24 protein-coding genes and 5 tRNA genes are annotated in these 27,000 nt (G+C 42.1%); 10 read left to right on the plus strand and 19 right to left on the minus strand.

All coding sequences use genetic code 11. The features are described from left to right. Window positions 1-64 precede the first annotated feature (64 nt). Both JEY82_RS15310 and JEY82_RS15315 read left to right on the plus strand, forming a co-directional pair. The gene (locus JEY82_RS15310; protein WP_304087197.1) at window positions 65-1,204 is read left to right on the plus strand and encodes a GAK system CofD-like protein; all 1,140 of its coding nucleotides are present in this window, start codon (window positions 65-67) and stop codon (window positions 1,202-1,204) included. 18 nt (window positions 1,205-1,222) lie between these two features. Continuing rightward, window positions 1,223-2,077 (plus strand): deoxyribonuclease IV, encoded by an 855-nt coding sequence (locus tag JEY82_RS15315; RefSeq protein WP_304087199.1) that lies wholly within the window; start codon window positions 1,223-1,225, stop codon window positions 2,075-2,077. Window positions 2,078-2,086: 9 nt separating this feature from the next. Here the strand turns inward: JEY82_RS15315 and JEY82_RS15320 are convergent, their stop codons facing one another. Further along, window positions 2,087-2,362, minus strand: coding sequence for a DUF2325 domain-containing protein (locus tag JEY82_RS15320; RefSeq protein WP_092161814.1), 276 nt, complete (start codon window positions 2,360-2,362; stop codon window positions 2,087-2,089). Between the two features lie 355 nt (window positions 2,363-2,717). Here JEY82_RS15320 and JEY82_RS15325 point away from each other — a divergent pair, with 355 nt between their 5' ends. Beyond that, window positions 2,718-5,762 (plus strand): response regulator, encoded by a 3,045-nt coding sequence (locus JEY82_RS15325; RefSeq protein WP_304087202.1) that lies wholly within the window; start codon window positions 2,718-2,720, stop codon window positions 5,760-5,762. Window positions 5,763-5,930: 168 nt separating this feature from the next. Beyond that, a complete protein-coding gene (locus JEY82_RS15330; protein WP_304087204.1) occupies window positions 5,931-6,428 on the plus strand; it encodes a hypothetical protein in 498 nt (165 codons plus the stop codon). 40 nt (window positions 6,429-6,468) lie between these two features. Here the strand turns inward: JEY82_RS15330 and JEY82_RS15335 are convergent, their stop codons facing one another. From JEY82_RS15335 to JEY82_RS15370, 8 genes are all read right to left on the minus strand, one after another. Then, window positions 6,469-7,335: a nitroreductase family protein gene (locus JEY82_RS15335; RefSeq protein ID WP_304087206.1), complete on the minus strand. Its 867-nt coding sequence runs from the start codon at window positions 7,333-7,335 to the stop codon at window positions 6,469-6,471. A gap of 219 nt (window positions 7,336-7,554) precedes the next feature. Next, window positions 7,555-8,643 carry an HprK-related kinase B gene (locus JEY82_RS15340; RefSeq protein ID WP_304087207.1) on the minus strand — a complete coding sequence of 363 codons (1,089 nt, stop codon included), beginning with the start codon at window positions 8,641-8,643 and terminating at the stop codon, window positions 7,555-7,557. After that, window positions 8,643-9,515 (minus strand): GAK system ATP-grasp enzyme, encoded by an 873-nt coding sequence (locus JEY82_RS15345; protein WP_304087209.1) that lies wholly within the window; start codon window positions 9,513-9,515, stop codon window positions 8,643-8,645. Before JEY82_RS15345 ends, JEY82_RS15340 begins: the two co-directional genes overlap by 1 nt. 24 nt (window positions 9,516-9,539) lie before the next feature. After that, window positions 9,540-11,192, minus strand: a complete 1,653-nt coding sequence (locus JEY82_RS15350; RefSeq protein ID WP_304087212.1) for a PhoU domain-containing protein — start codon at window positions 11,190-11,192, stop codon at window positions 9,540-9,542. Window positions 11,193-11,289: 97 nt separating this feature from the next. Then, complete coding sequence (locus tag JEY82_RS15355; RefSeq protein WP_304087214.1) at window positions 11,290-12,432, minus strand: hypothetical protein; 1,143 nt, start codon at window positions 12,430-12,432, stop codon at window positions 11,290-11,292. A 10-nt stretch (window positions 12,433-12,442) separates the two neighbouring features. Then, a complete protein-coding gene (locus JEY82_RS15360) occupies window positions 12,443-12,973 on the minus strand; it encodes a GAK system XXXCH domain-containing protein (RefSeq protein WP_304087216.1) in 531 nt (176 codons plus the stop codon). A gap of 218 nt (window positions 12,974-13,191) precedes the next feature. Further along, window positions 13,192-13,728, minus strand: coding sequence for a metal-dependent phosphohydrolase (locus JEY82_RS15365; protein ID WP_304087218.1), 537 nt, complete (start codon window positions 13,726-13,728; stop codon window positions 13,192-13,194). A gap of 143 nt (window positions 13,729-13,871) precedes the next feature. Further along, on the minus strand, window positions 13,872-14,753 hold the full coding sequence (locus JEY82_RS15370) for a LysR family transcriptional regulator (RefSeq protein WP_304087219.1): 882 nt from the start codon (window positions 14,751-14,753) through the stop codon (window positions 13,872-13,874). A gap of 99 nt (window positions 14,754-14,852) precedes the next feature. Here JEY82_RS15370 and JEY82_RS15375 point away from each other — a divergent pair, with 99 nt between their 5' ends. Further along, window positions 14,853-15,272 carry a hypothetical protein gene (locus JEY82_RS15375; protein WP_304087221.1) on the plus strand — a complete coding sequence of 140 codons (420 nt, stop codon included), beginning with the start codon at window positions 14,853-14,855 and terminating at the stop codon, window positions 15,270-15,272. Between the two features lie 89 nt (window positions 15,273-15,361). Here the strand turns inward: JEY82_RS15375 and JEY82_RS15380 are convergent. The 7 genes from JEY82_RS15380 to JEY82_RS15410 form a co-directional block, all read right to left on the minus strand. Further along, a tRNA-Glu gene (locus tag JEY82_RS15380) sits at window positions 15,362-15,439 on the minus strand. A gap of 21 nt (window positions 15,440-15,460) precedes the next feature. Further along, window positions 15,461-15,535: transfer RNA gene (locus JEY82_RS15385), tRNA-Gln, on the minus strand. 327 nt (window positions 15,536-15,862) lie between these two features. Then, window positions 15,863-15,940: transfer RNA gene (locus JEY82_RS15390), tRNA-Glu, on the minus strand. A 108-nt stretch (window positions 15,941-16,048) separates the two neighbouring features. After that, window positions 16,049-16,126: transfer RNA gene (locus tag JEY82_RS15395), tRNA-Glu, on the minus strand. Between the two features lie 21 nt (window positions 16,127-16,147). Continuing rightward, a tRNA-Gln gene (locus tag JEY82_RS15400) sits at window positions 16,148-16,222 on the minus strand. 72 nt (window positions 16,223-16,294) lie between these two features. Beyond that, window positions 16,295-16,642 carry a hypothetical protein gene (locus JEY82_RS15405; protein WP_304087223.1) on the minus strand — a complete coding sequence of 116 codons (348 nt, stop codon included), beginning with the start codon at window positions 16,640-16,642 and terminating at the stop codon, window positions 16,295-16,297. Window positions 16,643-16,678: 36 nt separating this feature from the next. Next, window positions 16,679-17,182, minus strand: coding sequence for a DUF721 domain-containing protein (locus tag JEY82_RS15410; RefSeq protein ID WP_092161849.1), 504 nt, complete (start codon window positions 17,180-17,182; stop codon window positions 16,679-16,681). A 250-nt stretch (window positions 17,183-17,432) separates the two neighbouring features. Here JEY82_RS15410 and JEY82_RS15415 point away from each other — a divergent pair, with 250 nt between their 5' ends. The 5 genes from JEY82_RS15415 (at window position 17,433) to JEY82_RS15435 (ending at window position 23,099) form a co-directional block, all read left to right on the plus strand. Then, window positions 17,433-18,344, plus strand: a complete 912-nt coding sequence (locus JEY82_RS15415; RefSeq protein ID WP_304087226.1) for a metalloregulator ArsR/SmtB family transcription factor — start codon at window positions 17,433-17,435, stop codon at window positions 18,342-18,344. Between the two features lie 37 nt (window positions 18,345-18,381). Next, complete coding sequence (gene ahcY / locus JEY82_RS15420; RefSeq protein ID WP_304087228.1) at window positions 18,382-19,800, plus strand: adenosylhomocysteinase; 1,419 nt, start codon at window positions 18,382-18,384, stop codon at window positions 19,798-19,800. Between the two features lie 359 nt (window positions 19,801-20,159). Next, window positions 20,160-21,479: a DEAD/DEAH box helicase gene (locus tag JEY82_RS15425; protein WP_304087230.1), complete on the plus strand. Its 1,320-nt coding sequence runs from the start codon at window positions 20,160-20,162 to the stop codon at window positions 21,477-21,479. A gap of 242 nt (window positions 21,480-21,721) precedes the next feature. Then, window positions 21,722-21,985 carry an RNA-binding protein gene (locus tag JEY82_RS15430; protein ID WP_085101829.1) on the plus strand — a complete coding sequence of 88 codons (264 nt, stop codon included), beginning with the start codon at window positions 21,722-21,724 and terminating at the stop codon, window positions 21,983-21,985. A gap of 145 nt (window positions 21,986-22,130) precedes the next feature. Next, on the plus strand, window positions 22,131-23,099 hold the full coding sequence (locus JEY82_RS15435; protein ID WP_304087234.1) for a hypothetical protein: 969 nt from the start codon (window positions 22,131-22,133) through the stop codon (window positions 23,097-23,099). A gap of 79 nt (window positions 23,100-23,178) precedes the next feature. On the opposite strand, the gene JEY82_RS15440 is transcribed toward JEY82_RS15435, so the two are convergent. The 3 genes from JEY82_RS15440 to rarD all read right to left on the minus strand — a co-directional run bounded on the left by JEY82_RS15440 (window position 23,179) and on the right by rarD (window position 26,996). Beyond that, on the minus strand, window positions 23,179-24,402 hold the full coding sequence (locus JEY82_RS15440; RefSeq protein WP_304087236.1) for an aromatic amino acid transport family protein: 1,224 nt from the start codon (window positions 24,400-24,402) through the stop codon (window positions 23,179-23,181). A gap of 88 nt (window positions 24,403-24,490) precedes the next feature. Next, entirely contained in the window at window positions 24,491-25,909 is a 1,419-nt protein-coding gene (gene aspA / locus JEY82_RS15445; protein ID WP_304087238.1) for an aspartate ammonia-lyase, read from the minus strand. Between the two features lie 190 nt (window positions 25,910-26,099). After that, entirely contained in the window at window positions 26,100-26,996 is an 897-nt protein-coding gene (rarD, locus tag JEY82_RS15450; protein ID WP_304087240.1) for an EamA family transporter RarD, read from the minus strand. Between the last annotated feature and the right edge of the window lie 4 nt (window positions 26,997-27,000).

Here is a 27,000-nt window from a genome sequence, read left to right on the forward strand (position 1 = left end):
GATTTGAAGGCATAGTTATTACAGCCATTATGGCTTGATAAATTTTTGTTATAAGGAGACCGGAGTGGGGAAGGATCATCCTGGCATTGTTTTTTTTAGCGGCGGAACAGCTCTTGCCGGGCTTTCTGGAAGACTCGCCGAAGTCAATCCGGAATGTTCATATATTATAACTACTTTCGATTCAGGAGGCAGTTCCGCGCAACTTAGAAAAGTTTTTGATATGCCGGCTGTCGGAGATATTCGTAATAGATTAATATCTCTTGCCGATATTAGATCTCCGGAAAAAGCGGAGATTGTAAGGCTGCTGGCTACCCGTTTTCCTAAATACGGAGACAAATCTGCGTTGACAGGGGAGTTGCAACACCTCGCAAACGGTACACATCCACTCATGGAAAATATTTCGGACATTGTGCGTAAGATACTTTCGGATCTTTTCGCTCTCTTTATTGAGTTGGCTGGTGACGAATTTGATCCGGCGAATGCCTGTCTCGGGAATATCATTCTTGCCGCAGGATTTATGGTTCATAAGCGGGTGCTGGCTCCTCCTATTGCTCAATTTTCAAGACTTATCAGGGCAAGGGGGATTGTTCGTGCCGCTTCATTGGATAGCGGTCATTTGGCAGTCCGTTTACAGAACGGTGAAATTATAGCAGGGCAGCATCTTTTTACAGGTAAAGAAGTTCCGCCGATTCCCTCTCCTATTGACGGCATGTGGGCCTGTTCTGGCGTAAACGACCCGTGGCCGCATTCAATACATGCTTCATCTCTTGCTATGATGCTTATTAAGGAAGCTGATTTGATTGTTTATCCTATGGGTAGCTTCTATTCCAGTATCCTGGCTTCTCTGACTCCGAAAGGTATGGGACAGGCTGTTTCTCGAAATCCTTGTCCGAAAATTTTTATTCCTAATCTGGGATATGACCCGGAACTTCTCGGGCATGATGTTCCTTTGCAAATCGAAAAACTTTTAGAAGTACTGCGCATGGATAATCCGGCAGAGATAAAAAAAGAGTCTGTTTTAAACACTGTTTTAATTGATTCAGTGAATGGATATTATCAAGACGGACTGAATCTCGAAGCCTTGAAAAAAGTGGATGTAAAGATAATCGACCGGAAACTTGTTTCCGATAAATCCGATGGACTTATTGATCCGGATTTGCTGGCACCTATACTTATGGAATTTGCCCGGCAGGAAAAAATTTAAAGAAGGATCACAATTTTTATGTATATAGGTGCGCACATGCCCATTACCGGGGGCATTGATAAAGCAGTGGACAGAATAATGTCTATAAACGGGACTGCCTTACAGATTTTTACTCATAATCAGCGGCAGTGGAAGGTTCATCCTCTTGAAAACGAGACTGTGGAGGCTTTTAAAAAGCGTCGGCAGGAGTGGGGCAATTATCCTGTCTCTGTGCATGATTCATATTTGGTAAATTTAGCGTCTCCGAAGCCGGAAAACGCTTTAAAATCTGTCAAAGCTTTTGCTCAGGAATTGGCACGAACAGAACGTCTGGGTATCGAGTATGTCGTGACTCATCCCGGTTCTCATTTGGGCTCCGGAAAAGTTGAAGCTCTGGAGCGCTATGTAGCAAACCTTAATCTTGCTATAGCAATGTCTGAAACCGAAGAGGTCATGGTTCTTATAGAGAATACAGCCGGACAGGGTACAAATTTGGGCAGTAGATTCGGAGAACTTGCCACTATTCTGGAAGATTCCGGTTACACTGACAGAATGGGTGTCTGCTTTGATACCTGTCACGCTTTTTCCGCAGGATATGATTTGCGTTCTCCTGAAACTTATAATCAGGTTTTCGATAGATTCAATCAACTTATCGGACTGGATTTTATCCGTTTTTTCCATCTTAATGATTGTAAAGAAGATTTAGGTGCACACAAAGACCGGCATGAGAATATCGGTAAAGGTAAAATTGGGATTGAAGGTTTTAGAAGCCTGATTAATGATGTCAGGTTTTCAACTATCCCCAAGGTTATTGAAACTCCGAAAGGCGAAGATATAAATTTTGAATCAGATAGAATGAACATCGACCTTCTTCGTTCACTTAAGGTTGAATAAAATTAAGTCTTATAATTTTTCAAGGCAATTTTTGAGAGTTGAAACTCCGCATGAGTGATACATGTGCAGAGGAATGTTTTTTGCTTTAGTATATTTTACGATATCAATTTTAGCTGCATGTGATATTTGATTGGTAAAAATGATTACGTGGTCCGCTTTACCGAGCATTGCAGATACTTTGTTTTCTTTACCGGTGAAGACTTTTAACTTGAATCCTTTTTGTTTCGCAGATGTTATATAATTTTGTTTCAGCCGATCCATTCCGCCTATAAGAGCTGCGCACATAATGTCTCCCTTGTTTTGGTTTACTTCCGTATATTTTTATTGAAAATGAATTTCATTGTCAATAACTATTTGAGGTTTATAAGTCTGGTAGATATATAGTTTCAATTTCGCATAGGCCTTGGATTTTATTATATTATGCAGGATGAGGATAATATATTAATGTTTTTTTTGACGCTTTTGAAGTATGCAGAAATACAGGTGACGAGGTTTGTTTGTTAAAAAAAATATATTTTAAGTATGTCTTACTAAAAACAGAGCATTTAGCTTATTATAGATTATGAACCGAGATATAGTATATGGGGATTCTTCTCCAAATTATTTTCGCTTTCGCCTGATTTTTATTAGTGCGGTCATCGTGTTTGCAGGACTTATTGGATATGTCCTCTGGACCAGCTATTGCTCACAGTTACAGGTTAGAAAGACTGCCAGATCTTTTTTTGTCGGAGAATCCGCCAAAAGAGCTATGGCTGTCAGTTTTTTCTTTTCCGGCAGACTTAATGAACTTAATGGTCTTGCTTCAAGTGCGCCTCTTAAATCATTTATATCAATGCAGGCTGATCCTGATTTTAACGTTAATGAGCCGGGTTGCTCGGCAACATTTCATAATATCTGCAAAAATATATCAGACACAGTCTCTAATAAATATTGCGGGCAAGAGCAGGTCTTTTCAAAAATTGTTGTTTTGGACAGTAAGGGTGAGCTGCTTGTTGATACTGACAGTGAATGTGTATTGATCAGAGGCAATGATTCGTATGCAGGGTATGCGGTAAAAGCCAAAGATCCTCTTTTCAGTACCGGGGAGTCCGGCGGTGTTTTTTCTATAGTTGTCGGTGTGCCTGTAAAAGGGGATCGCGGTGAGTCCGGAACAATCCTTGGATGGGTACGGGTTGAAAGTTTGTTCGAAAGCCTTGGAGATATGACGGCTTCTCCTTCTGTCGGTAGCGATTTTCTTCTCATTGGACGCACCGTGTTTGCTATCTCTGATAATTCAGCGCGAGAAAGCGGACAATTATTGTTGATGGATGTTCTGGGGGGAGATTGGAGAGGATTAACTCTTCTTAAAGCTGGAAAATCAGGAAGAGAGGTTGATTATCTTGCCATCTCTTCTCCTGTGCAAAGGACATCGCTGCATATAGTCAGTTTGGTTGAGGAACAAAAACTTTTTGGTTTGTTAGGACCGCAAAAGCTACTTTTGTTTTCAATTGTACTATTTTTAGCCATCGCTGCCGGCTGTTATTATTTAGTTAGAGCCACAATTATGCGCCAAGTCTATGAGGCCCGCATTTCTGAGGCTAGAAGACGTGAAGAGGCAATTAATCTGCAACGTCTTGAACTGAAACATGAAATGGAGAGAAGAGAGCTTGCTGACAGCTTGAGGATTAAGGCGGAGAGTCGGTATAGAGATATTTTTGACAATGCACCTATGGGGATTTTTCAGGTAAGTTTGGATGGTCATTATTTAACCGTTAACTCGGCATACGTATCTATTTTAGGATATGCGGACGCAGAAGATTTTATTGTGTCTGTTTCGAATGCTCGAAATCAAATTTATCTCAAGGCTGAGGATTTCGATGATATTATCAGTCAGCTTCATCTTTTCGGCCGGGTGTCAGGATACGAAGTACAGTGTGTACGAAAAGACGGCTCTACAGTGTGGACACGTCGTGATTTTAGACTTGTTGATTCGGGGGCTGATTTGCCCCGTTATATTGAGGGTTTTGTTATTGATATCACCGCTCGTAAAAAAGTTGAAGAAAAATTGCTTAATAATCAAAAGCGGCTTCGTTCCCTTTTTGAAAATTCACCTGTTGCATTGTGGGAACTGGATTTTTCAGCGCTGAAGAAAAAAATTGATTCATGCGGTGAAACAACTGTTCAGAATATCCGGGATAAGGTTTTAAAAGATCAGAACAATGTTTTTCAATGTGTCGAGCTTATTAAGGTGCTTGCCGCAAATAATATTGCCGTGGATTTTATTGGGGCTAAATCACGCGAAGAGCTTTTGGCGTCGGGGTTCTCGTCATATGTTGTAAAGAACTCTTGGAAATATTTCAGATCTATTCTTTTGGATTTAGTTTCAGGTGCAATGCGGCATAGGAGTGAATTTTATTTCGTTCGCAGTGATGGAAAAGAACAATATTTTATCGTGAATTGCACAATTGCTCCTGAATATGAAGATTCGTGGGAGAGAGTTCTGGCGACTGTAGAAGATATTTCAGAGCTTAAGCGAATTGAAAAAGAATTGCGTATAAGTAAGGAAGAAGCGCAAAAAGCTAATGAGGCAAAGGGGCAGTTTCTTGCAAATATGACTCATGAATTCAGAACTCCCATGAACGCTATTAAGGGCATGGTTCAGCTTATTCAGGCTACTGAATTGACTACTGAACAAAATGAAAATTTAAGGCTTATAAAGTCTTCCGTGGATAGCCTGCTTGTCATTGCAAACGATATTCTGGATTTTTCAAAAATAGATTCCGGACATATGGAATTGCAGACTGAATCTTTGGATCTTCCTATGTTCTTGAAAGAGATGCGCGATGTTATGGATATCGGAGCAATGAACAAGGATTTGAAGGTCATCCTTAAAACTGAGAATATTCCAACCTGTGTTGAAATTGACAGCATGAGACTTCGTCAAATTCTGGTTAATCTGCTAGGAAATGCTGTTAAATTTACAAGTTCTGGTGCTGTTACTCTTACAGCTAAATTAGTACCGGACGTTGAATCCGGGAGAAAAAGGAATGTTTATTTTGAGGTTTCTGATACCGGTATTGGGTTGCCGGATAATGGAGCAGAGAACCTTTTTAAATCATTTGTGCAGGCTGATCTTTCGATTACCCGTAAGTACGGCGGAACAGGGCTGGGGCTTGCTATTTGTCACAGGCTGGTAAAGCTCATGGGCGGTGAACTCAAAGGGGGTAATAATTCAGAGGGAGGAGCTGTCTTTTCGTTTGTTTTACCACTTATGGAATGCCCTCTTGATGATGTCGGAATTGAAGAAACATCCGCAAATGATAAAGATGTAAAGAATAATTTTTCTAAAGTTAAAGTGCTGGTAGCAGAAGACAGTAAAATGAATCAGATTCTTTTGCGTAAAATTTTCGAAAAAAATGGTTTGGATAATTTTGTAATTGTTGAAAATGGTAAAGAAGCCGTTGATGCGTTTATTGCGTCAGACGATTTTGATATAATATTCATGGATATCCAGATGCCGGTTATGGATGGATTTGAAGCTACTCGTGCTATACGCAAACTTCATTCCCCTGTAAGAATTGTAGCTCTTACAGCAAACAGTGATTCAGAGTACTGGCGACGTTGTAAGGATTGCGGCATGGATACCCGCATCACCAAGCCGTTCAATATTGAAGATTTATTAGCTGAACTTAAAAAAGTGTCCTGATTATGGTTAAGTCAGTTGATTATTTTTAAAATATATCCCGTTATTTCATATTCTTATATCCCTAATAAATCTCTTTAAAGAACAGCTTGAAGACAATTGATTCCAATGCTAATTTCCTATTCTTAGCGGATGAAATTAATAAGCGTAATTGGCTATGGGAAAAATTTGATGATAAAGGACTTTGCCTTAAGGCATAATAATTATTTGCGAGTAGCTCCTTTGCCGCATTTTGTTCTCGGGCTGTGCATCGGTATGATTGTAACTCTTGGCTGGCTTGCCGCTGAATTTTACAGGGACGGGCATAGTCTGGGGTTTGCAACATCGGTAGCGATTGCTCTCAGTTGGACAACCGGAGCATTTTTTTCAGTGGCGGATATTATCAGTAGGCATAGAGAATATTTACGAATAAGAAAGATGCTTGCGGATAAAGGATATAGCGAAAAAATATTTAAAGCAGTTGCGGCTTCCCGTTGTCAGAGAGATGCTGCAATCTGGGCCGCGAAACAGACTGGATATGGTTGTATGGCTAAAAAAGTTTATCACAGCCTAGGGTATCGCTGGTATCATTTGATGCCCGATGTGCTGGTTAAAAACCCATTTCGGGTTTTTACTCCTTCATTCTTGAAAACAGCTTTTCGTCCGGGTAAAAATCTCAAAGGTGAATAACAGAAAGCCTCCAGTTTAATCAAACTGGAGGCTTTTATTTTTAATTATGCTCGTTTTTACGGGCAGGGAAAATAAACCCTGCGCTTGATTTTTCACCGGCAGCTTTGTGGCGAGGCGGGATGTTTTTATATTTTATCGAAGGGTGTCCAAGAAGCAAGGCTCCGTGAAGAGTGTGATGTTCCGGTACATTGAGGAACGTTCTGACCGGTTCACTGAATTTGGCTGCCATTACCACATATCCGGCCCAGCAGGCTCCAAAACCTTTGGAGTGTGCCGCAAGCTCAAGATGGGCGGTAGAAATTATTGAATCAGTATCCGGGGTAATCCCTTCGTTAGGAGCCCAGCTTACAGCCAGTGCCGGAGCATCGCGGCAAATCATGTCCTGTCCGTGAGTAAATGCTCTGGCTATTCCTGAAAGGAACAATTTTTTCGCTATCGGATGTTTTTTGGCTGCGAGTTCATTCATAAAGTCCGCAACAAGGGCTGCGAGTTCCTGAACTTTTTCAGGTTGGTCCAGAACAGTCCACGAAACCGGCTGAGTGTTGTGTCCGGAAGGGGCATAAGCGGACAGATGGATTAGTTCAGCTATTTCATCAACAGAAAGAGGGGTCTTTTTGAACTTGCGAACAGAGCGTCTGCTTTTAAAAAATATTTCAATTGATTCAGGGTCGGCAATTTTTTCTGATGGATATGGAGTGGCGTTTTGATCCGCAAATGCGTTCAAAGTAATGGCATTTGTCGGACATATTGCAACGCAATGTCCGCAGTTGATGCAGAAGCCCGCTTTTTTAGGATTGACGATCGGAGCTTGCCCTTTTTCGACTATTTTAAGAATTCCCAGCGGGCAGTCTCTTACGCAGAGTTCATCAGATTTACAAAGATCAATATTGATAGTTACCGGCATCATTTTAAAATTCCTGTATATAGGGTTAAACGCTCGGAGCTGTCTCGATCCAGTTGGACAAATTGTAAGTTAATTTGAGCGTTATATGAAGATTATAATTACTTAAGTTCTTTTGTTAAGTGTATTTTGTAGATAATTTAAAAGTCTAATCGATCAAGTGGCTGACTTGATGAGTTTTTTTTAGGGGTGTCGACCACAAAAGATGATGTGGCAGGCAGAGAGCTAAAGCGTTCCAAGCTTCATAAATTTAAGGCAGGCGTCGGCTACTCTATCAAAATCCACACCGCCGCTGATTTCTATGAGTGTTGTTTTAGAAAGTATCGTTGCGTATGTGTTTATATCAGGATCTTTTATTTTGTCAGGTGAATCAGGAAGGTAGAATAATCCTGATTCTTTCATGAAAGCAGGGAGCAGATCTTTGCGTTTCATTGGATCAACGATTTTAATGACCGTTTCGTTTTCATTTCTCTGCCAATTCAAAATAACTAATCCGCACATTGGAGCGCGAAGAATAAATTTGTTTTTGCCGTAACATTCATCAATCAAAGCATCATATTTATGTTCGAGATTCCATAGCTCCGCTTTTGGAAGAGCCATGAATTTTTTTTTGTCATTTTCAGCAACAACGTGGATTAAATCGGGGTTGTTCAAGGCTGTTCCGGGATTTATTCTGGGCTGTTTAGCAACACCGTAGACAGTTATTTCAGAGTCGTTATCTTCAATCATGACTCTGTCATTGCTGATAAAAGTTGTACCTTTACTCATTAAGTGCAGAGCCAGAGTAGACTTTCCCATTCCTGAAAAACCGGCAATGCCGATGCCGCGTCCGTTTTTAAGAACTCCCGCAGCGTGCCCCAGCAGGCAGCCCTGATTGAGTTTGTATTCTATAAAGCGATTATTGATGAAGTTTATGACCTGATTGGAATTTTCAATGCAGGGACCGATAGCAATGTTTTCCCCGTGTCCGAAGGCGAAGATCATTCCGGTTAGACTTTTGTAAACAACTCTTCCGTCAGCAAGGTCTGCATGTTCATTTTTAATTTTTGTTTTTCCAGCATCGGGTTGTTTAACAACATATTTAATTCCAAGATCAATGGGCAGGCACTCATGAGCAGTGATAAGAATTTCTGCTTCTGCATCCTCAATCAGGAATTCTTTAAAATAATTTTTGAGGTATGCAAGCAGTGCAGTGCTGTTTACTCTAGTTTCAATTACACAGCCGTCGAAATCGATGAAAAGAGATTCTGTTGCCGGAAATTCTTTGCGATATTTTTTTACTATTTCAGCTATTGTGATTGTATTTCCATTCATTATTTTAATTTCTCAATTACATAATCAGCATACATGGACGCTGCGTCTATTCCCCGCGCATCAAGCAGTCCCCTGAATCCTCCGAAGGCTGATACTTCAAAAATGAAAGGTCCTTCATCAGTGAGTGCAACATCCACGCAGGTGAAGTCGAGGTTAAACAGAGATTGTGCTTTGCGGGCAAGTTCGATTATTTCTGCTGGAGGATCAACTGGAGCGTATTTTCCGCCGCTTAACGTAGTGGTATTCCATGCGTCATTTGTTTTACAGCGGGCATATGTTGTTACATATTTTCCGTCTAAAAAGACTATCCCAAGATCTCTGTTTTTGAGATCGATAGTCTTTTGAATGTACATGGTTTTGTATTTTTTGCTGTACTTTTCGATAGTTTCGCGGGCTTGCGGGTTAGGCTTAAGCAGAAACATGCCGCGGGCCTTGGTGCTGTATAGAGGTTTGAAAACTGCTTCGCCGTATTCCTCAACTGCCGCAAGTGCATGGTCAATATCTTCGGTGATAGTTGTCGGGGGCATTGGAATATTACCCAACTGCAACGATATCGTACAGGTCAGCCTGTCCAGCACTCTTAATATACTGTACGGGGATGAAAATATTTTAACTCCCCGTCCTTCGAGCAAACGAAGCATTTCGAGGCGGTCAAGCAGCACCGGCGAATACTGCTTGCCTATTTTTTTTATGATAATTCCGTCAAGTTCAGAAAGATTCACTCCGTCAACAACAGCTTTGCCGGAAGGAAGATCGAGGCGCACGTCTTCCATCTCGAAGAGCATTTTATCTTGACCGGTTTTGCTGGCGACAACTTCGGCCAGTTGTTCGGATGACCATGCCCCTTTTATTCCGATTACTCCAATTTTCATAATATATCCGTTACGTTGCTTGGGTTAGTAATGAAGAATATCTTCAGGCAGTACAAAGTCGTTCCAGTTACCGTTATAGCGGTTTATTTTTTCAAGAAGGAATATGGAGCGATTAAACATTTCTTTTGCAAATCCGTAATTGAATTCGAAGCGTGTCGACGTATAGAAGGAGCGTGCTAATGCGAGAGTTAGTCTTGCTTTCCATGTAGCATCTTCATTTTCCAATGCAAATTCTTCTGTAAAACTGTAAAATCTCGATATTACAGCATTGATTTTATTTCTTATGGGCCTGTCGAATATGGGCATGCGGAAGCTTGATACAAGAAATACAGAAATATCCTGAATATAGTCAAAGTCTCTTGATCTATGGAGATCAATGAATCTGATTCGTTCATCTGCATTGCTGTAAACAACGTTGTTGCAGTTGAAATCTCCGTGGATAAAAACGGTGAACGGAGCGGGAAGATTCTTCTCAACAGACATTGCTTTATTAATGAGATCTGTTGCGGAAGTTATGTCTACAGCCCCCTGTGATCCGGCAAGGGTGTTGAATTCGGGATGAACTTGCAAAACGCCGGGCTGGCGGGATTTGAGCTGTTCCATATAGGTGGTTGGAAACGGACCTGTCTTAATGGTTTTTTTCCAGATATGGCGCAGGGTCTGTTCCAGAGTGAACAGTCCGTTTTCAAGATCGGCATCGTCAGATGTGAGGATCATTGTGTCTAATGTGCAACCCGGCAAAAATTCCACTAACATCGAGCCTTTATTTTCATCAGGAGATTCGTGATAGCCGAAAATGTCAGGAACCATGCCCGGGAAATTATTATTCCAGAGTTTGAGGTTGTCGCGTTCCTGTTTGATTTTTGCCAGATTTCCTTCTTTATAAATACTTCCCTGCGCAACCGGAGGACCGTTTTCTTTATCTTTTGCCTGTACATGTCCGATACGGCATCCGGAGCGGGAGCCCCATATTCCTTGAAAATCAATGTCTGAAAACGAGCCGTCAAAGCCTGAAACCGTCAAGGTATGCTGTAGCGATTCAAATTGTTCAATCTTGATGCGTTCTCCTAAAATAGAGAAGATAATTGCTTCCCCGATGTTAAGGAGAGAGTCGCCGATTCTTTCAAGGTATCGGAATATGAAAAGGACTGTAACTAAGTCCGGGATATTTTTTCCGCTTCCCATCTCCGCCATGATGCGATTGAAATTGTCTTTATACAGAGAGTCGAGGCTGTACTCTGATTTACAAATTTCAAGAGCTAAAGGCATATTATCTTCGTTGAAACCTTTTTCAATTAGAGCGGTGGTTTCTTCGATTATATCGAATGCTTCCGGGTTTTCGAATCGGTTTACAAAATTTTTGTCTTCAAGATAAGCCATCTGGTTGACTATGTTGACGCAGTAGTCACCGATTCGCTCAAGGTTGACTGATGCGAGTTGTATTGCTCTGATTTTATTCAGAGATTTGTCGTCCAGTTCAGTATCTTTGTTTATGCGTGAATAACTTTTGTTTTCGATGATGGTTTTAAGGTTATCAATATGGTCATCTCGCGAGGTAATTTTACGAAAAAGTGCGCGAGAGGGGGAGTTCACAAATTTTCTAGTCGCGCCGATCTGGGTTTTTACTTCAAGGACAAGAAATTTAAAATTTTCATCTAAACCTTCAAATGTCATCATAATCTGGGCCTAATGTTTAAGGTTTTCGTTGTGACATCGTCAGACTTTTTTTCAACGGTCATTTGAGGTCTCCATGCGTTCCACAATCGGGAATAATTTATCCAGCCAGCCTTGCTCTGTATTCATCTATCACAGTTTGTCTGTCTATTCCGGCTATGATCAGTCTTTTTCTGATATTCAGGTCGTTCCATGCCGGTTGCAAACCTATTTCGCGGGCTGCTTTTGCCGTGTCCTGCGTGTCTATCGGTTTGGTTTTTTCACTCATGTGGCAATCGTCGCCCATGAAAATTAATATTTCTTTGCTTCCGGTCCGGCGGTTAATGTTTTGCTCGTTTACAACTGAGATCAGGAAATCTGTATAACGCTGGGACTGAGGATTCCAGGCTTCAATTCCATCAACGTCATACTTGGCAAGCAGTATGGGCCAGAATTCTTCGGGATGGGGAATTACAACACAACCTCCGAGTGAACGGGCTTCTTCAATTACTTCGGTTGCTCTGTAGAAAAATTTTAAGGAAAAGTCATTTTTCACAAGTATTTTAACTGCTTTTAAGTAGGCCTGAATTCTATTGATGACGGTGTTGCCGAATTTCGGGCGCAGTGCATCAAAATAGTTTTTAATGAGCTTATTTTTGATTGAAGCTTTTGGAACATCCGACCAGTTTTCGTCAAGCATGGTTTGAATTTTGGTTACATAAATTCTAACCATTTCAACCAGCGCATCGTCTGCTCCGGTTTCGCGTGCGGCTTCATGCACTCTTTTTTCATTGGGTTGAGTGATAGAATCCATAAATTCGAATAATTGCGATGTGCGGTACTTGAACGTGTGCGCCAGCATGGATTTTAAAACGTGAGCGTTTTCAACTTTCTCATTTTCAAAGTGAAGCAGTAATTGAACTTTCTGATTGAACCCGCTGGCATAACAGTCAACCTCAACACCTGTATAAGGACCGTAGCTCATGAGTTCATTATGCTGCGTGGGGATTAACAGATCATCCGTTCTATTAGGGAACATAGCTTCTATTCGCTGCGAGATGAGGTTCATGGGAACAAATTCAGGGTGCCAGTGCACGGCGAGAACCTTTTCCTGTCTGTGGTGGATTTGAGAAGGAGTTACGATTTGTTTAATCTGCCATTCGGCTAAATCAACGGAAATAACCGCAGAGAAAATTTCATGATCTTCATCTGTTATTTCCGGGGAAATCTCAATCTCTTCAACGCACACTTGTTTTGTATTCATTTTAATCTTCTTATTTATGTTGAGAATGGCAGTGGGCTTTAATGTTGTTTAAACTGTCACATGCTTTGTGAGCTTCTTCAATATTATTGTTCTCGACAGCATTTTTAAAAGTGTCACAGGCGGTGATGTATTCTTCATAATATTCATCACCGTAACCTTCGTAGGTAACCATCAGTTTAGAGTCTTCTATGAACTGGCTGACAGTCTCTCCGGGAGGAAATGAACCTGCGTGAATGGTTTTAAATATTATTTTAAAAGAATCTCCCATTCGCTTTTTAAGACTGCTGTATTTGAGTCTGCCGGAAATACCGTCATCCGTTTTCTGTTCTTCCGATTCGTAAGCAGGTTTGGCTTTAATTTTGATAGTTGTTTGTTCTAAATTGTGACTGATATTGATTTTAAGTTTTTTAAAGCCAGCCATGAAAGTGAAGCCGGGCATGTCCTCTGATTTTCCGGTTTCGATAGCCTCAGCCATTTTACGAAGGAAGTCAGGAAGCTCATCCGGCTTTATGAATTTTTCAATCTTGTTTTCTTTACCCATATGTAATTCACCTCTTAAAAAAAATCTCAAAATAAGCCGTGATGATAATATTACACTGAAACAGATGAGAATTGCTATCCCTAATATTGTAGGCGGCAGGTTGAATAGATGCGTGGAAATATATAAAAAAAAGCCCGGAATCTCATTTGAAAGATCCGGGCCGTGAAAGGTTTATTTTGAACTGATAAATTCATCTTCTTGTAATTACGAATATCGGTTTAGTTCTCTGCGATGGCCAGTTCTTCCAGATTCTTTTCAGTTTCGTGCTCGATTGTTGTTTTGATCTTCATGGCAATTTCTTTTTTGCGTTTAAGATCAGCAACTTCCTGCGGGTTGTTTTTTGCGGCTTCTATTTTAAAATCATACTTATAAGCAACACTGATGATTTGATCTTTTTCTACCAATTTAGTGGCGATGAAAACGATTTCCTTTTCTGAAACAGGTAACTCTTCTGAAAAATCAAGTTCCCAGTGTGTGTCAGCTATATCAGCCACTTCTGGATATCCGAGCTTTCTGAGTTTTATTCCCGCAAGTTTGTCATGGTTCGGGCCATGTCCTGCAACGTGGCACAGCAGAGCACCAGCTTTGATCAAAGATATGTTCGGTCCACTGTCACGCAGCCATTTAAGATCACGCCCTATCCGTAAAGCAACTGTTTTAACAAGTCTGGCACTTGCAAGCTGATCTTCAGGAAGTTTGAAAACCTCAGTTAGCAACCTTTCGCATTCTTCTTCACTTGGAATATTTTTTTTCATGTTCCACCCTTAGTTCAATTTAGTGCGCGAAGACTCTCAAAAAAAAGGGCTGGTATCAAGCAAAATAAGAGGTGTGGCGACAATTGAAAAATCTTTTTAGTTCTCTGATTTAATTAAGGTTTAATGGATATATAATGTTATACTTATTCTCTGGATTGTTCTTTATAAAAAGATAGAAAGTTATCAATCAGCGGTGTTACCCTATTGGGGTTCCATATCATCCCGACTTCAAACGGAGGGAGATCTGCCTCGATCGGTCTTAGGGCAACTCCTTGTGGCATTGTGCGTTCGGAACCGTCATTAATGATTGTCCAGCCTAAGCCCGCGGCAACAAAGACTGTGCCAGTGTGTTTTCGCCGATATTTCATGCCTAGTTTTAATTCCAGTCCCGCCTTCAAAAAGAGTTTTTCCATCTCTTTCACTCTCATTTTACAATAAGATTCCCGACTGCATATGTAAGGAAAATCAGCCAGATCTTCTAAGGTCAGGATTTCTTTCTGTGCCAGCGGATGGTTGGTCGGGATAGCTGCGCGGGGATTGGTGCACTGCACCACAACGTGGGAGAGATCTTGAAGATCCATCAGATTGAGTGTGACAAATCCTACGTGGCGTGATCCGTCGCGGACCGCTTCAATTTGCTCATAGCTGGTTTCGTCATGTAGTTCGACATCAATGGCAGTATACTTCCGTATAAAGCGTCCTACAATGTCAGGAAAGGCCGACGAGAGCACAAGGTATACAAATCCGACATGAAGTTTTCCGGCTGTCCCGTCTCCCATAGCTTGAAGAGTAGCCCGTGCCCGTGAGTCTTTTTTCAGCATCTCCTTAGCTTCATCCAGAAAATATTTTCCAGCTTCGGTCAGCTCAACCTTTCTATTTGTGCGGTTGAATAACTGTGTTCCAAGCTCTTCTTCAAGGCTTTGAATCTGTCTGCTTAGCGGTGGTTGCTGTATATGTAGACGTTCGGCAGCTTTCCCGAAGTGAAGTTCTTCCGCGACCGCTTCAAAGTAACGTAGTTGGCGCATTCTCATATGATACCTTTTAGGTATTAATAAATCGTTAAATGGTATTGGATTTGTATTATAGCGTGCCATACAACATATCAAACAGCAAGGAGGAGTCTAATGAGTTCAAGAAGTTTGAGAATTATTGTTAAGTGCCTAATCTCCTGCATGATTGTCATTGTTATGGTATGTTCAGCTTTTGCAGGAGAAGAAAATAATATTACGGGGATGCTCGTAGCTAATGGTAAAAAATGTAACTACATCGCGGAGCAGGTCGAGGGTAAAGTTTATATTGTGTATGCGGATGGCGAGAGAATTCTTCTGGCAGAGGGTTTCGGGGTAATTACCGGGCTGGCTGTTTCTCCGAATGAATCTCTATATGTACTTTCGCAGTCGAAAAAAAGGCTTTTCAGGATAGATCCGCAAGGTAAAGTTCAAATGGTAAAAAAAATGGATGAAGCGGTGCGTGCTATATGGGTGGACCGGGATGGAGTTGTGAAGTTTGTTACTGATGCAGGAGAGAGTTTTACGGCCCAGTAATTGAATCTTTTAAGATTCTATCTTTTATATATGAATGGGCAAAAAAGAAAGCTCCTTACGTTTAAAACGTAAGGAGCTTTCTTTTTTAGTGGCGTCCCCAAGGGGATTTGAACCCCTGTCGCCGGCGTGAAAGGCCGGTGTCCTAGGCCAGGCTAGACGATGGGGACGCATTATCAAAAACATGTTGCTGGTAGGGACACAAGGACTCGAACCTTGATTGACGGAATCAGAATCCGCTGTCCTGCCAATTGAACGATGTCCCTGCAACGAGAAGTTTTTCTATGTGGATTGTGTCCTTCTGTCAACAACTTATATTATTAATTTTGAAGAAATGTGAAAGTTAGTTAATCTAAATAATATTAGCGGGTTGTCTGTAATGTTAAAAATCGATTCTAAGCAGTTTTAGTTGTGATATGGGGTTATGGCTCATTCTGTGTATATTCCAGAAGAGGGTAGGGGGTTTTGAGCCTGTGAGCAGGGAGTGGCGTCGTGGATAGGTTGGTTGCTTTTACGTTGTAAGCCTTGAAAGCTTTCCGGCTGCAAAACGAAGAAAGGACTGAATCTTGCGATTCAGTCCTTTTTCAAATTCGTGGCGTCCCCAAGGGGATTTGAACCCCTGTCGCCGGCGTGAAAGGCCGGTGTCCTGGGCCAGGCTAGACGATGGGGACGCATCTTAAATATCGTACCTGCTTCTGTGAGCCTGATCACATTGTTGAAGCGGGTTGTGTTGCTGTCAGCACGACTCTATTGGCTTAGCGAGTCTTCATGTTTTTGATTGGCGTCCCCAAGGGGATTTGAACCCCTGTCGCCGGCGTGAAAGGCCGGTGTCCTAGGCCAGGCTAGACGATGGGGACGCATTATCAAAAACATGTTGCTGGTAGGGACACAAGGACTCGAACCTTGATTGACGGAATCAGAATCCGCTGTCCTGCCAATTGAACGATGTCCCTGCAACGAGAAGAGTGTTTATTTGGATTAGCTCTCGCTGTCAATAACAATCTTCAAATATTTTAAAAATAAGCTTAAACTGCTCTTGCCATAGCGCGAGTGCGTTTTTTAAGCTTGTTGATTTTGCGACGTAAAAGAGTGCGATCCTTGCGTGATTCAACTTTGACTTTGTCTTCACGCATGGTTTTGATCTGACCTTTGATGGTAAGGATCTGATCTTTATAAGGGGAGACTGCGCCTTCTTCTTCAACGATTTCAAGAAATTCTTTAACGTTGGTGATGATGGTATCTTTGTCCATTCCAGAAACGCCGGCAATCAAAGGCATCTTGTTGATGCAGAGTTCGCGGAGTTCTTTGGTGGTCAATTTGTCAAGGGGTTTCTTAAGTGCAAGACTTTCGAGTGTTACTTTTTCTTCGCTCATGATATTCTCCTTAGTGCCGTCTCCGGCTATGAAATCTTATGAATTTTCAAACAGACGGACGTACTTCAGATAACATCTGCCGACCGCCGATTCTGGATCAAATTTGTCTTTCATCCCGCCAATATTTTCGGGCTTCTTGATCTTGGGTCTTTGGATAGGGGTTCGCTTTAATTTGTACCCGTCCAATGGAACCCTGCCGTTTAACAGCTCGAATAGTACTTTGTCAAAGACTTCTTCACCAAAAAATGAATTAATTCTTAATAGAATCTCCGGGGCGAAGTAAGAAAGCTCTTGCGCCGCGACTGAATCTTCTGCTGCAAGGATCAGGGTAGTCTTGCGGTGACCAAGTGGTTTCGCAAATTCCGCAAGTTCTCCCATCAGTTCCGGCCAAGCTTTCCACAGCTTTGGAATCATGAGCTTGTGGTTGCCGTCAAGGACGGAAACAAAGTCGCTCATGGCCTCGCCCATAGTGCGTAGCGCACGTTGGCGTGGATGGAAGTGCCTTTTTCTTGGGCCGGTGTATTTTGCTTTTCTAACCATAGTCTAGTCGTTAAAAAAATGTTAATTCAATAAAGATTGTCTATACATTAAATGCGCTGATTGCAATGTATTCCATGCTGTTTTGCTTATCAAAATAAGCATCATATATGATGGGAAATGTTACAGCGATGTATATTTTATTTATTTCTGCTTGACGGTTCTTTGGGGGATGGGTATTGCTTACAAATATTGCTATATAAAGATGTTGTTATATTGTTACTTTTTATGTCGTTGCATGGTGAGGTTGAGGATGGAAATATTAAAATTCAGCAAAGCGTTGTCCGATGAAATCAGAGTCAGATTGCTGGCTATGCTTCGTGATAACGAGCTAAACGTTGGTGAGGTCGTCCAGGTTCTCGGGATGTCTCAGCCACGGGTTTCGCGCCATCTTAAGATTCTTCATGAGAGCGGTTTGCTGGAATCCAGAAGAGAAGGTTTGTGGAATTTTTATCGTCTTGCTCAGTCCGGTGCAGGTCAGCGTTTTTCTGATTCTATCAGCTGGCTGATTGAAAATGAGACTGAAGTTTTAGCTGATAAGCGCCGTGTTATTGAAGTTCTGGCTGAACGCAACATGGAAACACGCAAGTTTTTTGATGAAATTGCTGAGGACTGGGAACATCTTCAACGTAATGTTTTTGGTGATTTCAATCTTAATTCCGAATTGCTCGGTTTTATGAAAGACTGTTCGGTCGGGGTTGATCTCGGATGCGGTAACGGAGCTTTTCTTGGCGATATGCTGGTAAAGTGTAAATCTGTTATTGGTGTCGACAGTTCCCGCAAAATGCTGGAGCTCGCTTCCAATCGTATTGGTGAGATGCCTGATGTCAGTCTTCGTATAGGTGAGCTTACTCATTTGCCGCTTCGGGACTTGGAAGCTGATTTCGCTGTTATTTCAATGGTTCTGCATCATTTGCCCAATCCTGACAGGGCTGTTTCGGAGGCTGCAAGGGTTCTGACTAGCGGTGGCAGGTTGGTTGTTGCAGATTTTGTCATACACTCTAATGAAAAGATGCGCACCGAATATGGTGACCGCAGACTTGGTTTTTCAGAAGAGGAACTTCGAGGGTGGATGGATGAGGCCGGACTCGGCACGATTACAACTCATCTCTTTCCTGTGAAGGAAGGACTTACTGTCTTGGTTTACGTCGCAGAAAAACAATAGTGGGCGTGTAGCCCGTAAAAAAAACTTGGAGGATACAATGCTTAAACTAGATCCTAAAATGGATAACAAAGTCGCTGACATGTCTCTTGCTGAATGGGGCAACAAAGAAATGCAGCTTTCCGAACGTGAAGTGCCGGGTCTTATGGCTCTGCGTGAAAAGTTCGGTACGGAAAAACCTCTTAAAGGTCTTAAGATCATGGGCAGCCTGCACATGACTATCCAGACAGCAATGCTCATCGAGACTCTTGCTGAACTCGGCGCTGATCTTCGTTGGGCTTCTTGTAATATTTTTTCTACTCAGGACCACGCAGCAGCTGCCATTGCAGCAAACGGAACTTCTAAAGTTTTTGCCTGGAAGGGTGAAAGTCTTGAAGAATTCTGGTGGTGTACTGAACAGGCTTTGACATGGCCCGACGGTTCCGGTCCTGACCTCATCGTAGATGACGGCGGCGACGCAACTCTTATGGTTCATAAAGGTGTTCAGGCTGAGAAAGATCCTTCCATGCTTGAAAAGAAATACGACAACAAAGAATTTCAGCTTGTTATCAATCGTTTGAAAGCTTCTGTTGCTGAAAATCCATCTAAATGGACTGATATAGCTAAAAAAATTCAGGGTGTTTCTGAAGAAACAACCACAGGTGTACATCGTCTGTATCAGATGCAGGCAGCAGGCGAACTTCTTTTCCCTGCAATCAATGTTAACGATTCTGTGACCAAGTCCAAGTTTGATAACCTTTACGGTTGCCGCGAGTCTCTGGCTGACGGAATCAAACGTGCAACTGATATCATGATTGCCGGTAAAATCGTTGTTGTCATCGGTTACGGTGATGTTGGTAAAGGGTGTGCTCAGTCTATGCGCGGCTTTGGTGCTCGTGTCATTATTACAGAAGTTGACCCGATTTGTGCTCTTCAGGCTGCAATGGAAGGTTATGAAGTCACCCCAATGGCGAAAGCTGTTGAACGCGGAGATGTTTTTGTTACCTGCACAGGTAACTACCACGTTATCACGGGTGAACACATTGCTCAGATGAAAGATGAAGCAATTATTTGCAATATCGGTCACTTCGATAATGAAATCGAAATGGCTTATCTTGAGGACAATCCTAAATCTAAGAAGATTGAAATTAAACCTCAGGTTGATAAATGGGTTCTTGAATCCGGTAAATCTGTAATTGTTCTTGCTGAAGGACGTCTGGTCAACCTCGGTTGCGCTACCGGTCACCCCAGCTTTGTAATGAGTAACAGCTTCACTAATCAGGTTCTTGCACAGATCGACCTTGCTCAGAATACCTATGAGCCATGCGTTATGATTCTTTCTAAGAAGCTTGATGAAGAAGTTGCGCGTCTGCATCTTGAGCGTCTCGGAGTTGAGCTTGAAGTTCTTTCAAAAGAACAGGCAGACTACATCAGCGTTGATGTTGAAGGTCCTTACAAACCGAATCACTATCGCTACTAATTAAGATAGCGGATTTCATGCTACTTTGAAGTCCACTTTTTTTAATAATAATTTATATGGTCCATCCGTTCTAAGAGCTTGTTGTTTCAGATAAAAAAGCTCTTGATCGGGTGGATCATTGTTTTTTATAAAAATTAACCTTGACTTTTGATACAGAATGAGTAGATAGACCTCACCTCAGCGTGACTGGACTCACGGAAATCCTCTTTGCCATTCTTTGGCAAATCTACTCCGCACCAAGCCGGATTAAGATTAAATTCATGTTCCAGAGCCTCAGATAAATACCCTCCGAAATAATCGGAATACGACCGCCGTCACGCGCCGTCGTTATATATTGTCCTTTCACATCAGGAATACTTGTGAATTTTGATTCATTTTCTTTTGACCGGCGTTTAGTCACCGGAATCAACTCTTGCGGCTATACTACGCCAACTCCTATTCAAGTCCGTGCAATCCCCGAAGTCCTTAAAGGTCGGGATGTTATGGGACTGGCTCAGACAGGAACCGGGAAAACCGCTGCCTTTGCTCTGCCTATCCTTCAACGTTTGCTGGATAGCAAAGCTCCTAATCAGGGGCCTGTCCGCGCTTTGGTGCTTGCACCTACACGTGAACTCGCTTTGCAGATTCATGAAAATTTTATTGCTTTGGGAAAACAGTCCGGCATCCGTAGCGCAGCTGTGTTCGGAGGCGTCGGTATCAATCCTCAGATTAAAGCAGCCAACAAAGCGACTATTATAGTTGCATGCCCGGGTCGACTTATCGATCTTCTTAATCAGGGCGTGCTCAAACTTGATAAAGTTGATGTTCTGGTGCTTGATGAAGCGGACCGCATGCTTGATATGGGTTTTATGCCTGATATCAAAAAAATTATTGCCCGTCTGCCTGTAACTCGTCAGAACTTGTTGTTCTCGGCTACTATGCCTCATGATATTCGTGACCTCGCAGGTAAGATTCTTGTGAATCCTGCAACTGTTCAGGTGTCCAATACTGCTCCTGCTGTAAACGTAGGACATGAATTTTATCCTGTGCATCCGGGGTTGAAAGCTGCTTTTCTGGAAACTCTTCTTGATGTAACCCGTTACGATAGTGTTCTTATTTTTACGCGTACTAAGCATCGGGCTAAGAACTTAGCTAGAAAGCTCAGTTTTCGAGGGCATGAAGCAACATTCTTGCAGGGCAACATGAGTCAGAATCAGCGTCAGCGCGCTCTTGACGGATTCAAAGACGGTACTTTTAAAGTCATGGTCGCAACTGATATTGCTGCCCGTGGAATTGATTGTGACCGCATCACACATGTTATCAACTTTGATGTGCCTGACACAGCCGAAACTTATACTCACCGTATTGGCCGTACCGGCCGTGCCGGTCGTAGCGGAATGGCTTTGAGTCTGGTGACAAGTGATGATGAACGCTTGATGCGTGAAATTGAAAAAATTGTCGGTAAATCTATCGACCGTCGCAAGGTTGCTGAGTTTGATTATGATCAGCCTTGTAAAAGTCAGCCGGCTCTCGATAGACGTCGTCCTGCTCCTGCCGGAGCGGGTAAGCGTTCTTACGGATCTGATAAAAAACGTACTCCGTCCGATAGTCGCAGGCGTTCAGGCAAGCCATCTGGTAAACCTTCCGGTAAACCCGCTGGTAGAGCGTCAGGAAAACCTACTGGCCGTGTAAAACGGTAGTAGTGGCAGTAGAGTGAGTTGTGAAAAATTATTTAAAGTTTCTTTTACTTTGGTAATAATTTGTCTTGACTTCTCTCGATTGTTAGCACATGGTCTTCTTTATTGCATCGGTGACCTCTATGAAGGCATCGGTAAAGAAGACAGATATATCAAGGAGCAGCGTAGCATCTTGAGTGCTGTCCTTTTTTATATCAAATGGCACATGGGTGCCATGCATCATCACTTTTTATGGAGAATATTGAATGTCTAAGAACATCTATGTAGGCAACTTGCCCTGGTCAGCTAGTGAAGACGACGTCCGCGCAGCTTTTGAAGCTTTCGGTGAAGTCATTTCTGTTAAACTTATTGAAGATAGAGAAACAGGCCGCCCACGCGGTTTCGGTTTCGTCGAAATGGACGATGCCGGTGCTCTCGAAGCGATCGATAATCTTGACGGTAAAGATTTTGACGGTCGTAACCTTAAGGTTAACGAAGCTAAGCCTCGCGCAGAACGCCCACGCTGGTAGTATCCAGTATATAGGCAGTACTTATGCTCTTTTCGCCCGCTCCCCTATAGGGAAGCGGGCGTTTTTTTTGACCTTGCCGTTTTATGTCCGGTATGATTAAACCTGAACGGGTAATAGCTTAGTCTGTAATCTTCTGGAGCTTAAAATGTTTCGCAAATTATTTTTTATCATTATAGTTGTTTTTGTTTTTCCTACATTATGCAGTGCTGAAACAGCTACTTTAAAGGTCTCGTCTTTTGTTTCTCAAGCAGACGGGAATTTTTTTAACGCAAGCGTTCTTTCGGATGACGATGCCGCTACTGGATGGATCGTCAACGCAGGAAACAAGGGGACAGGGCAGTGGTTACAGTTTTCTTTCCCGCAGGCAGTAGTTGTTGATTCGATTTTTTTCCGTAATGGAATATATTTAGATTCAAAATTTAATCAGGTTAACAGGGTCAAAGGTGTAGAGGTCTCCTTTGGAGGGGTTCACAGGCAGTCTTTGACACTAAAAAATATTTTTCAAAAGCAAAAGATCGAAGCTGTTAAGTGCATAACTGACAGTCTCGAACTCACGATTGGTTCGATATATTCTGATGGTGAAAGTGGTAAAGCAGGGTTCTCGGAAGTATTAGTTGAATATCATATTCCTACTGCAGAAGAAAAAGCCGTCTTGGTGGTCAGTAAAAAAGAGATCGAAAAAAAAACTCAGTTATCCGCTAAGCAAAAAGAATTTCTTGTCGCAAAAATGGTAAAGCTCGAGAAAGAGCGTATTTTACTTGGAGAAATGAAAACTTTCTTTGATAAATTTTACTCGGCGTTTGTAACTATAAATGAAGATTATCCACACATGTTTGTGGAAGCAGAATTTTTACGTGAAAGTTCGTATTTTGAAAGTTTCAGGTCAATGCTTAAAAAACGCGGCGTGCTTAAAAAATATCAGGAAGCCGTGGTTTCCACTTCCGGTCTCCGGTTTAACATTCGAACTAAAACTGCTAACGAAGTTGAACTGTGGGTTAAAGGTTATTATACTGTGATCTTTGATCTTAAAGATAATAAAGTTACCGAAAATTCGCTTTATATTCTTAAAAAAGAATATGGCGAGTGGAAGGTTAAAAGCAAATTTGAGTACTAGATAAAAATTCAACAAAAAAAGCCCTCCGCAGGATTACCTGCGGAGGGCTTTTTTTGTTGAATTTTTTAGAACTTGATTATTAATGCGTGTGATGTGTCCAGTATTCTACGTCCGGACTGATGTGTAACAAACCTAATTCCTGTCCAACTTCAATTAAGAATATCGCGCTGAAGCAGAGGATCAGGATTATTCCTGTCATTTTGCGAAAGCTTCCCTCTTTTGAATATTTCCAAACAATGAAACCCGGGAGAATTCCGAAGATGATACATTCTCCAACTCCGCCGACAAGGTTGATGGCAACGAGGAATATATCAGGGTAGATCAGAGCTACCAGAAGCGGAGGTATGAATGATAAACACCAGACTAAAGTTTTATTTTTAGTTCCCGCGTATGTGACAGTAAGATCTCTCATGAAACTCATGAGGGCTGTTCCGTTAGCCATAAATGCTGTGGACATAGCTATTAGAGCAAAAGCGAGGGCTACATAAGTAAATGCCGGAGTTTTGAGCAGCATCTCAAGGGGAATTGTTGCCGGCTGGTTTTTACCGAAGGCGGTGATCAGGTCAATTCCATCGGGAGATGACAGTGGGAGTGCTCCGAGAACGACAAGCAACCAAGTCAGGTTCATAACCATGCCGATGGTTGTTCCGCCGATGATTGCGGTACGAATTTTTTTCCGGTCATGATTAAGAGTTCGGCAGATACTTGGAATTATGTTGTGGAAATGAAAGGCCATCAACAGAACGGGAAGTCCTGCCGGTACGTAGGTCCAATCAAATTTAGCAAGATTTACAGACGAAACATCCGGGACGACCATAAAAACGAGCATGCCGAAAGTAATCCACATAGCGGTAACCATGTATGGAGTACACTTTTTCATCATCATCATTCCGAAAGCAGTCATGCCTGTTACCACTAAAAAATAAAGGGTCATGACAACGGGTTGTGAGACTGAAGATTGTAAACTCATTATGATGGATGATATTCCGGCAAGATAAGCTACAAGTATGCCGTATAGAAGGATCATGTTTGCTACGATAGTAACCCATTTACCTATCGAACCTAGTTCCTCTTTAAAAAAAGTGGGCAGGTCAGCGTGCTCATTGGTGGTCAGGCTTTTCTGCTCGGAATAAATGAGAGCGGTATAGGTCATCAGCAGCCACATCACTATAGTTGCGGCAATTGACGGCAGTAACCCGGCCGCGCATAAATTTACAGGCAGGGCAAGAATTCCCGCCCCGAGCATGTTACCAACAACTACGAACATCATAGCCATTGCAGATACTGGTTTATCTTGGGTCATTCAGAACTCCTTTAGGGGGCGGTTCATTCGTAAACGGGAAAATAGGTAAGGATTGCAAGATTTGACCCCTTGCAACCCTTATTAATAATTAGCTGCAGGATGGAACTAGAGTCAGTGGATGCGTGTGGATCATGCTTTCCGGTGAAAGAGCTTTATCAAGTTCTTCTTTTGACATGTACCCTTTTTCAATAACAATATCGTAAACTGAACGTTTTGTTTTAAGAGCTTCGCTAGCGACTTCAGTTGATTTTTCGTAGCCGATATAGGGATTCAGTGCCGTAACAAGCCCTATGCTGTTTTCAACATATCCGCGGCATACATCTTCATTTGCTGTAATGCCGGATACACAACGATCAGCAAGTGTTTTGAATCCGCGTCTCATAATGGTCAAAGAGTTGAGCAGGCTGGCGGTAATGACAGGTTCCATTACGTTAAGCTCAAGTTGTCCAGCTTCAGCCGCCATAGTGACGGTAATATCTCCGCCGATTACAGTGAAAGCGATCTGGTTAATAACTTCAGGAATGATCGGATTAACTTTGCCGGGCATGATGGATGATCCCGGAGCCATGCGAGGAAGGTTTATTTCATTCAGTCCGCATCTTGGTCCGGAAGAAAGGAGACGCAGGTCATTACATATCTTGGATATTTTAACCGCAACGCGTTTTAGAACCCCTGAAAGCTGGACATATGCACCAGTGTCTTGAGTCGCTTCAATAAGATCCGGAGCCAGTGTCAGTTCAAATCCGGTCAGATCCTTAAGCTTGTCAGTAACTTTTTGAGCGTATTTTGGCGGTGCGTTGAGGCCTGTTCCTATTGCGGTGCCGCCCATATTAATTTCGCAGATTAAGGACAGTGCTTCGCGAACTCTTTCAATATCTTCGCCAATCATAATTGCGTAAGAGTTAAATTCCTGTCCGAGCGTCATAGGCACTGCATCTTGTAACTGAGTTCTGCCCATCTTCAAAACATGTGAAAACTCTTTACCTTTGGCGGCAAAACTTTTTCTCAAGTACTCCATGGCTTCCATTAGAAGTTCCATTTTACCAAGTAATGCTATGCGCAGGCAGGTCGGGTAAACGTCATTCGTGGACTGAGCCATGTTGACGTGGATATTCGGGTGGAGGTTTTCATATTCTCCTCTTTTATATCCTAAGAATTCCAAACCGACGTTCGCAATAACTTCGTTAGCGTTCATGTTTGTTGAGGTTCCGGCGCCTCCCTGAATGACGTCAACAATGAACTGGTCGTGATATTTTCCGTTTAGCAATTCGTCACAAGCGAAGACTATTGCTTTTGTTTTGTCATCATCCATTTTTCCCAACTCATTGTTGGTTATGGCTGCGGCTTTTTTGATGTAGGCGAGAGCATTAATAATATGGGGGTAATGAGAAATTGGAATGCCGGTGATCTTAAAGTTTTCAGCGGCCCGTTGAGTCTGTACTCCGTAGAGAGCCTCTTCAGGTACTTCCATTGATCCTATGCAGTCATGTTCTGTGCGTGAGTTCATTATTTTCTCCTGAAAATTGCAAATAAGAATATATACGTAAATACATTAAGTTGAGGAAGATTAGTATTCTTTCCTTAACTCCTTTTATCATAATGACATAAGGGGTCAATACAGCTTTTTAATATTTATGTTTTTGAGGTTAATCAAAAAATATTTGCTTTTTTTGTAAAATAAACAGTTTTAATATTGTTTAAGCGATACCTTTGGGCCGTTTCATCTGTCTATGTATGCTGTCGAAAAGGTAGATGGCAATTCCTGTCCAGATGAAGCAGAAAGTTACCAGTCGAGCATTATCGAAGGGTTCATTATATATAAATATTCCTAGTAATAGCATTAATGTCGGGGAAATGTATTGAAGCATTCCAAGTGTCATCAACTTTAAGCGTCTAGCCCCGTTGGCAAAGCAGAGAAGAGGTATTGATGTTACCACCCCCGCTCCGAGAAGGAGCGCGTCCGCTTCGCCACCGATTCTACCAAGACTTAGATTTCCCTCGGTTGCCAGCCATATTAAATATCCTCCGGCCAGGGGGATCAACACTGTCGTTTCAATAAATAATCCCGGCAGAGATTCTACTCTCATAACTTTGCGAACGAGACCGTAAAGGGCAAAACTTACAGCTAAAGTAAGTGCAATATAAGGGAATTTACCAAGATCTATTACAGAGTAGAGAACACCGGCGAATGCACAGCAAATTGCGGCACCCTGCATGCTGTTCAGTTTGTCTTTCATGAATATGAAGCCGAGCAGAATATTTACAAGCGGGTTTATGTAGTACCCTAGGCTGGCTTCGACAACATGGTCATTGTTAATCGACCATATAAAAACAAACCAGTTAACTCCGATTAAAGAACTGCTGACAGCAAGAAGAATTTTAACTTTTCGGTCCTGCAAAGCCGTAATAACTTCCGCCCACCGCTTTTTGAAGGATAGGACTACAGCCAGAAAGAAAAAGGACCACACAACACGGTGACAAAGCAGTTCAAGAGGCGGGACTTCTTTTAAAGTTTTCCAGTAGATAGGCAGCAGTCCCCACATAATAAATGCAGAGACCGCGAAGATAAGCCCTTCACGGGTTCGATTGATCATTATT

Origin of the sequence: Maridesulfovibrio ferrireducens (assembly GCF_016342405.1) — a bacterium.
In the GTDB taxonomy this organism is placed as follows: Bacteria; Desulfobacterota; Desulfovibrionia; order Desulfovibrionales; family Desulfovibrionaceae; genus Maridesulfovibrio; species Maridesulfovibrio ferrireducens_A.

Coding starts and splice junctions, on each gene's coding strand:
- JEY82_RS15340 (WP_304087207.1), bottom strand. CDS start 8,643: ATGAATGGAAATACAATCACAATAGCTGAAATAGTAAAAAAATATCGC.
- JEY82_RS15315 (WP_304087199.1), top strand. CDS start 1,223: ATGTATATAGGTGCGCACATGCCCATTACCGGGGGCATTGATAAAGCA.
- JEY82_RS15350 (WP_304087212.1), bottom strand. CDS start 11,192: ATGATGACATTTGAAGGTTTAGATGAAAATTTTAAATTTCTTGTCCTT.
- JEY82_RS15355 (WP_304087214.1), bottom strand. CDS start 12,432: ATGAATACAAAACAAGTGTGCGTTGAAGAGATTGAGATTTCCCCGGAA.
- rarD (WP_304087240.1), bottom strand. CDS start 26,996: ATGATCAATCGAACCCGTGAAGGGCTTATCTTCGCGGTCTCTGCATTT.
- JEY82_RS15335 (WP_304087206.1), bottom strand. CDS start 7,335: ATGATGCCGGTAACTATCAATATTGATCTTTGTAAATCTGATGAACTC.
- JEY82_RS15320 (WP_092161814.1), bottom strand. CDS start 2,362: ATGTGCGCAGCTCTTATAGGCGGAATGGATCGGCTGAAACAAAATTAT.
- JEY82_RS15365 (WP_304087218.1), bottom strand. CDS start 13,728: ATGAAAAAAAATATTCCAAGTGAAGAAGAATGCGAAAGGTTGCTAACT.
- JEY82_RS15330 (WP_304087204.1), top strand. CDS start 5,931: ATGATAAAGGACTTTGCCTTAAGGCATAATAATTATTTGCGAGTAGCT.
- JEY82_RS15415 (WP_304087226.1), top strand. CDS start 17,433: ATGGAAATATTAAAATTCAGCAAAGCGTTGTCCGATGAAATCAGAGTC.
- JEY82_RS15370 (WP_304087219.1), bottom strand. CDS start 14,753: ATGCGCCAACTACGTTACTTTGAAGCGGTCGCGGAAGAACTTCACTTC.
- ahcY (WP_304087228.1), top strand. CDS start 18,382: ATGCTTAAACTAGATCCTAAAATGGATAACAAAGTCGCTGACATGTCT.
- aspA (WP_304087238.1), bottom strand. CDS start 25,909: ATGAACTCACGCACAGAACATGACTGCATAGGATCAATGGAAGTACCT.
- JEY82_RS15375 (WP_304087221.1), top strand. CDS start 14,853: ATGAGTTCAAGAAGTTTGAGAATTATTGTTAAGTGCCTAATCTCCTGC.
- JEY82_RS15435 (WP_304087234.1), top strand. CDS start 22,131: ATGTTTCGCAAATTATTTTTTATCATTATAGTTGTTTTTGTTTTTCCT.
- JEY82_RS15405 (WP_304087223.1), bottom strand. CDS start 16,642: ATGAGCGAAGAAAAAGTAACACTCGAAAGTCTTGCACTTAAGAAACCC.
- JEY82_RS15440 (WP_304087236.1), bottom strand. CDS start 24,402: ATGACCCAAGATAAACCAGTATCTGCAATGGCTATGATGTTCGTAGTT.
- JEY82_RS15430 (WP_085101829.1), top strand. CDS start 21,722: ATGTCTAAGAACATCTATGTAGGCAACTTGCCCTGGTCAGCTAGTGAA.
- JEY82_RS15360 (WP_304087216.1), bottom strand. CDS start 12,973: ATGGGTAAAGAAAACAAGATTGAAAAATTCATAAAGCCGGATGAGCTT.
- JEY82_RS15410 (WP_092161849.1), bottom strand. CDS start 17,182: ATGGTTAGAAAAGCAAAATACACCGGCCCAAGAAAAAGGCACTTCCAT.
- JEY82_RS15345 (WP_304087209.1), bottom strand. CDS start 9,515: ATGAAAATTGGAGTAATCGGAATAAAAGGGGCATGGTCATCCGAACAA.